Origin of the sequence: Ornithinimicrobium sp. (assembly GCF_030537745.1) — a bacterium.
Lineage (GTDB): Bacteria > Actinomycetota > Actinomycetes > Actinomycetales > Dermatophilaceae > Ornithinicoccus.
The window spans coordinates 6447-13370 of record NZ_JAUNVI010000069.1; the positions used below are offsets into that span (position 1 = coordinate 6447).

At 70.4% G+C, this 6924-nt stretch carries 6 protein-coding genes; 1 reads left to right on the forward strand and 5 read right to left on the reverse strand.

Annotated features, from left to right (window positions below; genetic code table 11):
- Positions 1 to 136 precede the first annotated feature (136 nt).
- From Q4P07_RS12190 to gatC, 5 genes are all read right to left on the reverse strand, one after another.
- Complete coding sequence (locus tag Q4P07_RS12190) at positions 137 to 661, reverse strand: histidine phosphatase family protein (protein WP_303375187.1); 525 nt, start codon at positions 659 to 661, stop codon at positions 137 to 139.
- 70 nt (positions 662 to 731) lie between these two features.
- Positions 732 to 1685, reverse strand: coding sequence for an NAD(P)-dependent oxidoreductase (locus Q4P07_RS12195; RefSeq protein WP_303375188.1), 954 nt, complete (start codon positions 1683 to 1685; stop codon positions 732 to 734).
- A 38-nt stretch (positions 1686 to 1723) separates the two neighbouring features.
- Entirely contained in the window at positions 1724 to 3256 is a 1533-nt protein-coding gene (gene gatB / locus Q4P07_RS12200; RefSeq protein ID WP_303375189.1) for an Asp-tRNA(Asn)/Glu-tRNA(Gln) amidotransferase subunit GatB, read from the reverse strand.
- Complete coding sequence (gene gatA / locus Q4P07_RS12205; RefSeq protein ID WP_303375190.1) at positions 3253 to 4767, reverse strand: Asp-tRNA(Asn)/Glu-tRNA(Gln) amidotransferase subunit GatA; 1515 nt, start codon at positions 4765 to 4767, stop codon at positions 3253 to 3255. The genes gatB and gatA overlap by 4 nt, the downstream gene beginning before the upstream one ends.
- Before the next feature lie 15 nt (positions 4768 to 4782).
- On the reverse strand, positions 4783 to 5079 hold the full coding sequence (gene gatC, locus Q4P07_RS12210) for an Asp-tRNA(Asn)/Glu-tRNA(Gln) amidotransferase subunit GatC (protein ID WP_303375191.1): 297 nt from the start codon (positions 5077 to 5079) through the stop codon (positions 4783 to 4785).
- A gap of 49 nt (positions 5080 to 5128) precedes the next feature.
- Between gatC and Q4P07_RS12215 the strand changes: the two genes are divergently transcribed.
- A complete protein-coding gene (locus Q4P07_RS12215; RefSeq protein ID WP_303375192.1) occupies positions 5129 to 6826 on the forward strand; it encodes an MFS transporter in 1698 nt (565 codons plus the stop codon).
- Positions 6827 to 6924: the final 98 nt, after the last annotated feature.

Genomic DNA, 6924 nt, shown 5'->3' on the forward strand with positions numbered 1-6924 from the left:
AGCCCCCGCGCGTTGATCACCGGTGCAGTCACGGTCGGCAACTCTAGACGCCCGCACCGGCACTGCCCAACCCGATGGCAATGCCGCACCCATGCTCCCGGCGCGACCGCCCTCCATCTCGGTCAGCCGGAGCGTGTCAGTGCGCGGACCGCTCGCCTCGGCCGGTCTGCAGAGCCACGAGCCGGCAGGTGCCGCTCCCGAGGTCGCCCCAGGCCGACTCGAGAGTGAGCACGGCGGCCGTCCCGGTCGGGAAGCCACGGGAGAGCTGATCGCGCAGGTCCTCCTGCAGCTGGTCCTCGTCGGCTAGGTCCCACACCAGGGTCGACATCGTGGGCTCATGGCCCACGACCCACAGCACGCTCGCCTCGTCGGGCGTCTCGCGGATCGCCTCCGCGATGCCGTGGACTCCCCCGTCATAGACCCGGCGGTCCTCCCAGATCTCGACGTCGTCGCCGTCGGTGAGCGCGGCTGACAGGGTCGTGCGCGCCCGCGCCGCGGTGGAGACGACGACCTGGTCGGGGAGCAGATCCTGGTCCTCTAGCCATCCGCCCAGGGCAGCGGCGTCGGCGACGCCCCGATCCGCGAGCTCCCGCTCGTGGTCTCCCCCAGGGTGTTCCCCTTGCGCCTTGGCGTGCCGGATGAGGACAAGTCTGCGGCTCATGGCTCGACCCTATCGGCCTCCTCCCCCCACCGAACGGGCACCGTTGCCACACCGTGCGGTGCGGTGGGTGTCAGGCGGCGGGGGCGGGGGGTCGGGGGGCGACGACGTGCTGGAGGGTGCCGGTGTCGCGGTAGGAGGCGAGTTGAGTCCGGACATAGCTCGCCATCCGCGGGAGGAAAGCTGGCGAGGCACCGCCGACGTGCGGGGTGATGAGGACGCCTGGCGTGGTCCACAACGGGTGACCAGCTGGCAGCGGCTCGGGGTCGGTCACGTCGAGGGCCGCACGCAGGCGTCCGCTCGCGCATTCGGCAATCAGCGCGTCCGTGTCGACGACGCCGCCGCGGGCCACGTTGACGACCAGTGCGTCATCGGGCAGGGCACGGAGCGTCTCCGCCCCGACCAGCCCTGCGGTCGCCGGGAGCAGAGGCACGCTGATGAAGAGGAGGTCGGCCTCGGGCAACAGGTCGGGCAGCTCCTCGATGCCGTGGACCTGGTCGACCAGATCGTCACCGTCACGCGGCTGACTGGCGACGGCCACGACCTGGCACTCGCTGGCGAGCAGCCGTCGGGCCAACGCCTTGCCGATGCCGCCGTAGCCAAGGACCAGTGCTCTGGAGTCGGCCAAGGACCGACCCTGCCCCGGCGCCGGCCGCGCCCACTCCCCCTCCTGCTGCGACAGGACGGCGCGGACTAGGTCGCGCTGCGCCGCGAGCGCGAGCATGAGCGCGAGCTCGGCGGTCGCGGTGTCGTGCACGCCGACGGCGTTCGCCAGCACCACGCCCTGCGGCAGATAGGCAAGGGCGTGCTCGTAACCCGCAGAGGACAGGATCACCGCACGAAGACCCGGGACCAGCGCCATCTTGGTGATCCACGATCCCGCGATCGTCGGCAGCACCAGCACGTCGATGTCCTCGCCGCCGCCGGGCACGGACTCCCGGTCGCGCGGGTCGTAGAACCGCATCTCCACTCCGTCGACCGGCTCGAGGTGGGCGGTGAGCTCATCAGGTATGGCGACACGCGGCATATCTGGCACGTTAGCCGACCGCAAGTGACGGGCTGGGTTCAGCCCTCGACGCCCAGAGTCTCCAGGATCAGCTCGCGAGCCTTGGCCGCGTCGGCTTGGCCGCGCATCGCCTTCATCACTGCGCCGATGAGTGCACCTGCCGCCTGCACCTTGCCGCCCTGGATCTTCTCCACGACGTCGGGGTTGGCGGCGATGACCGCGTCGACCGCAGCCTGCAGCGCGCCGTCGTCCTGGACCAGCGTGAGCCGACGGGCGTCCGCCACCTGGGTTGGCGTGCCCTCGCCGCTGACCACGCCCTCCAAGACCTGCCGGGCCATCGAGTCGTTGAGCCGGCCGGCCTGGATGAGCTGGTGGAGCTCGGCGATGTGGGCGGGGGTGACGCCAAGGTCGGTGACGGGCAGGCCATCGTTGTTGGCCCGACGAGCCAGGTCGCCGGTCCACCACTTACGCGCGGCGGCCGGGGTGGCGCCGGCGGTCACGGTCTCCTCGATGAGTTCGATGGCGCCGGCGTTGATGACGTCGCGCATCTCCAGGTCGGTAAAGCTCCACTCCTCCTGCAGCCGCTTGCGGCGCAGCGCAGGATTCTCCGGCAAGGTCGTCCGCAGTCGCTCGACCAGCTCTGTCGAGGCGGCAACCGGGACCAGGTCGGGCTCGGGGAAGTAGCGGTAGTCGTCGGCGTCCGACTTGGGGCGACCGGACGTGGTGACGCCGGTGTCCTCGTGCCAGTGCCTGGTCTCCTGCAGGATGGATCCGCCGCCGTCCAGCACCGCGGCGTGGCGGGACATCTCGTAGCGGATGGCGCGCTCGACCGAGCGGAGGCTGTTGACGTTTTTGGTCTCGGTGCGGGTGCCCAGCGTGGTGGACCCGATCGGCATCAGCGACACATTGGCATCGCAGCGCATCGACCCCTGCTCCATCTTGACGTCGGAGACGTCCAGGGCACGCATGAGGTCGCGCAGCGCCGAGACATAGGCCTTGGCCACCTCCGGAGCCCGCGCACCCGCGCCGGTCAACGGTCTAGTGACGATCTCGATGAGCGGGATGCCGGCCCGGTTGTAGTCGACCAGCGAGTAGTCCGCGCCCTGGATGCGACCGGTGGCGCCACCGACGTGGGTGGACTTGCCGGTGTCCTCCTCCATGTGGGCGCGCTCGATCTGCACCCGGAAGGTCGCCATGCCCTCACCGTCCTCGGCGGGGATCTCCACGTCCAGCCACCCGTCGAAGGCGATGGGCTCGTCATACTGCGAGGTCTGGAAGTTTTTCGGCATATCTGGATAGAAATAGTTCTTCCGGGCAAACCGGCACCAGGGCGCGATGGAGCAGTTGAGCGCGAGGCCGATCCGGATGGCCGACTCGACAGCCGTGGCGTTGACGACGGGTAGCGCGCCCGGCATCCCCAGGCAGATGGGGCAGGTCTGGCTGTTGGGCTCTTGACCGAAGCCGGTCGCGCAACCGCAGAACATCTTGGTCGCGGTGTTGAGCTCGACGTGCACCTCGAGGCCGAGGGCCGGCTCGTAGCGCGTCAGCAACTCCTCGAAGGGCACGGTCGCCTCAGTGGTCATGGTGGTCATGCCTTCACCTCGATCTCGGGGGCGTGGTCCAGCACCGGGCCGCCCTGGGCCTGCGCGAGCCGCGCCTCAAGGGCAGCGCCCACGGCATACATGCGGTCGTCGGCCATCGCGGGGGCCAGGATCTGGATGCCGACCGGCAGCCCGTCCTCCTCCGCCACCCCGGACGGGATCGACATCCCGGGAATGCCTGCCATGTTGGCCGGGATGGTGGTCAGGTCGTTCAGATACATCGCCATCGGGTCGTCAATCTTCTCGCCGATCTTGAAGGCAGTCGTCGGTGTCGTCGGGCTGACGAGCACGTCCACCTGCTCGAACGCCGCCGCCAGGTCCCCCGCGATGAGGGTGCGCACCTTCTGCGCCTGGCCGTAGTAGGCGTCGTAGTAGCCGCTGGACAGCGCGTAGGTGCCCAGGATGATGCGCCGCTTGACCTCTTCCCCGAAGCCGGCGTCGCGGCTGGCTGCCATGACCTGCTCGGCGCTCGGGCTGCCCCCCGGGTCGACGCGCAGGCCGTAACGCATCGCGTCGTAGCGGGCCAGGTTGCTGCTCGCCTCGGAGGGGAGGATCAGGTAGTAAGCCGGCATCGCGTAGACGAAGTGCGGGCAGGAGACCTCGACGATCTCGGCGCCGAGGTCGCGCAGGTGGCCCAGCGCCTCGTGGAAGCGGGTCAGCACCCCGGCCTGGAAGCCGTCCTCGCCGACCTCTTTGACGACGCCGATCTTGACGCCGGTGAGGTCGCGCGTGTCACATGCCGCGACGATCGGCGGGACGGGGGCATCGATCGAGGTCGAGTCCATCGGGTCGTGGCCGCCGAGGACCTCGTGCAGCAGCGCCGCGTCCGCGACGTTGCGAGCGCACGGGCCGATCTGGTCCAGTGAGGACGCCAGGGCGATGACGCCGTAGCGGCTGATCCCGCCGTAGGTCGGCTTCGCGCCGACAGTGCCGGTGACGGATGCTGGCTGGCGGATCGAGCCGCCGGTGTCGGAGCCGATCGCCAGCGGAGCGAGGTATGCCGCGACCGCGGCCGAACTGCCGCCCCCAGACCCGCCGGGGATCCGTTCGAGGTCCCACGGGTTGTGGGTGGGCCCGAACGCCGAGTGCTCGGTAGAGGAGCCCATGGCGAACTCGTCCATATTGGTCTTGCCGAGGATCGGCAGGCCAGCGTCCTTGAGGCGCGTCACGATGGTCGCGTCGTAGGGCGGCACGAAGTGTTCGAGCATCTTGGACCCGGCGGTGGTGGCCAGACCCTGGGTGCAGGCAATGTCTTTGACGGCGATCGGGACTCCCGCGAGTCGGGGCAGGTCCTCTCCAGCGGCCCGGCGCGCGTCGACGTCGGCCGCCGTGGCCAGGGCGCCGACGGCGTCGACGAGGAGGAAGGCGTTCAGGGCAGGGTTGAGCCGCTCAATGCGGTCGAGGTGTGCCTGGGTCAGCTCGACCGAGGTGATCTGACCGTCCGCGAGGGCGTCAGCCATCGCGACAGCGGTCATCCCGGTCAGGTCCGTGGGTCTACTCATCAGGGGGTCCTCGCCTTACTCTTCGTCCAGGATCCGCGGCACGCCGAAGCGTCCGTCCTGCGCGGAGGGCGCATTGGACAGGGCCTGCTCGCTGCTCAGGCTGGGGCGAACCTCGTCGGCGCGCGTGATGTTGACCAGGGGCAGGGGGTGCGACATAGGTGCCACGTCGGCGGCAGCGACTTCGTTGACCTGGCCGACCCAGCCGACGATCTGATCCAGTTGCCCGGCGAGACGATCCAGCTCGTCCTCGGACAGCTGGATCCGCGCCAGCATGGCGACATGCGCGACATCGTCGCGGGAGAGAGCGGACATGCAGGCCATTCTAGGTCGCGGACCCGCGCGGAGCGGTATCGTGCCTCGGGTGGCAGGCGTCGGAGCCCGGGGCCGACTGGGCAGCGCCGCGGACGCGTTCGTCAGCAACGCGAAGAACGGCAACCTCCGGCGTGCCCAGCTCAGCTTTCTCGGAGCGTGGACCGCTGAGTGGGCCTTCACCGTGGGTCTGGGGATCGTGGCCTACCGGGACGGTGGTGCTACGGCCGTCGGGCTGGTGGGACTCCTTCGCATGGTCCCGTCCGCGATCGTCGCTCCCCTGTTGTCGCCGCTGGCGGACAGGGGGCGCCGGGAGCGCGTCCTGGTCGTCGTCTCCCTCGCGCGCGGCCTCTTCACCGCGGCCGCCGCGCTCATCGTGGGTCTCGGCGGACCGACGCCGGTCGTGTATGCGCTCGCGGTGCTGTCCACCGTCGCCGCCACGCTCTACCGCCCCGCACACTCGGCCCTGCTCCCGTCGCTGTGCCATACCGGCTACGAGCTCGCCAGCGCCAACGTGGTGCGGGGGCTGCTCGACGCGGCGGCCACCCTGGTGGGTCCGTTGCTGGCGGCGGTCCTGCTGGGGTTCACCGGGGTGAGCGTCGTGTTCGCGGTGGCCGCGGGCGCCTCGCTGTGGGCTGCGTCGCTCCTGCTGCGGCTGGACTACGACGCGCCTCCGCGGCCGGCGGCGCCCACGCAGACCCTGCTCGGGTCAGCCGTCGAAGGGATCAGAACCGTCCGCAGGGACCGGGACATCTCGATCATCATGAGCCTGGCAGCGGCGCAGTCCTTCACCCGAGGGGCGCTGACCGTCCTGACGGTGGTGGTGGCCATCGAGCTGCTGGGGACTGGAGAGCCGGGCGTCGGCACGCTCACCGCTGCCATCGGGGCGGGTGCCGTCCTGGGTTCACTCGGCTCGTCGTTGCTGCTCGGCACGCAACGGCTGGGCGCGTGGTTCGCGGTCGGGGTGGCCCTGTGGGGGGTGCCCGTCACCCTCATCGGCGTCTTCCCGCAGCAGATCGCGGCGCTGGCCCTGCTGGCCTGCGTCGGCGTGGGCAACTCGATCATCGACCTGGCGGGCTTCACGCTGCTGGCCAGACTGGCCTCGGACGAGGTGCTCGCGCGGGTGTTCGGGGTGCTGGAGAGCCTGGTCGCCCTGTCCATCGGTGTGGGCGCACTCGTCGCCTCGCTGCTGGTCGGCGGGGCCGGCGTCCGTCCGGCGCTGGTGACCGTCGGTCTGCTGTGTCCGGTTGTCGCGGCGGCGGCATGGCGGAGCCTGCGACGGATGGACAAGTCCATCCAGGTCCGCGACGAGGACATCGCCCTGCTGCACGGGTTGCCCATGCTGCACCTCCTTCCGCTGCCCGCCGTCGAGCAGCTCGCTCGCGGTCTGGAACGGGTTGACGTGGCCGGGGGTCAGGTCGTCTTCGACCAGGGGGATGTGGCGGACCGCTATTTCGTGATCGAGTCGGGCCAGGTCGAGGTGATCGGCGACGGGCAGCTCGTGGCGACGCTGGGCCCGGGACAGGGATTCGGGGAGATCGCTCTGCTCCGGCAGGTTCGCCGGACGGCCACCGTGCGAGCCACCAGTGAGCTGGCGATGAAGACGCTGCGCTCCGACTGCTTCCTGCCCGTCCTGCTCGGCTACACGCCGAGCGCCCGCACGGCGGGGACGGTGGTCGAGTCGATGCTCGACCGCTTCGCGCCCCGTGAGCCGCCCCGTGAGGACCCGCAGCCGCCGCCGATTGGATGAACGACGCCGCCAACTACGGTGGTTGTCATGTCTGCACCCGAGGCCCAGGGCTTCTCCACGCGCGCCATTCACGCCGGGCAGGAAGCCGACCCCCGCAC

Coding starts and splice junctions, on each gene's coding strand:
- gatC (WP_303375191.1), bottom strand. CDS start 5,079: ATGTCCGCTCTCTCCCGCGACGATGTCGCGCATGTCGCCATGCTGGCG.
- gatA (WP_303375190.1), bottom strand. CDS start 4,767: ATGAGTAGACCCACGGACCTGACCGGGATGACCGCTGTCGCGATGGCT.
- Q4P07_RS12190 (WP_303375187.1), bottom strand. CDS start 661: ATGAGCCGCAGACTTGTCCTCATCCGGCACGCCAAGGCGCAAGGGGAA.
- gatB (WP_303375189.1), bottom strand. CDS start 3,256: ATGACCACCATGACCACTGAGGCGACCGTGCCCTTCGAGGAGTTGCTG.
- Q4P07_RS12195 (WP_303375188.1), bottom strand. CDS start 1,685: ATGCCGCGTGTCGCCATACCTGATGAGCTCACCGCCCACCTCGAGCCG.